Here is a 360-nt window from a genome sequence, read left to right on the forward strand (position 1 = left end):
GTGACAAGGAGCGTTGTCAGTGGTATCGGTTGAGGACGGCAGGTCAGGGGTAAAACGCACCAACGTGATAGCCAGATGCTTTGAGCTTAGGCAGTTCAAAATAAATTTTGATATTCTTGTCTGAACCGGCAGCAATACCTTTGCCAAGCTCGTCCACCTCGCTTAAATACTCTTTTGGACTAAAGCTTTTCTGAATGACGGTTTTATCCTTGGCATCATTCAAAATCAATTCTATGTGTGGCCAGCTCATAGGCATCGTGCTGTGATTTTGTAATTGTACGGTCAGTTGAAACAGGTTCTTGTCACTATCCTGAGAAATCAATTCATTCGCTTCTATCGTGATCTGATCAATTTTTGCAG

At 42.8% G+C, this 360-nt stretch carries 1 protein-coding gene; it reads right to left on the reverse strand.

From position 1 onward, the window contains the following. Nucleotides 1-43: 43 nt before the first annotated feature. Nucleotides 44-360 (reverse strand): DUF3426 domain-containing protein (locus KDM89_RS20510; protein WP_212689705.1); only part of this gene is annotated, 317 nt, incomplete at its 5' end.

It is taken from the genome of Cognatundibacterium luofuense (genome assembly GCF_018139685.1).
Taxonomy (GTDB): Bacteria; Pseudomonadota; Gammaproteobacteria; order Burkholderiales; family Burkholderiaceae_D; genus Undibacterium; species Undibacterium luofuense.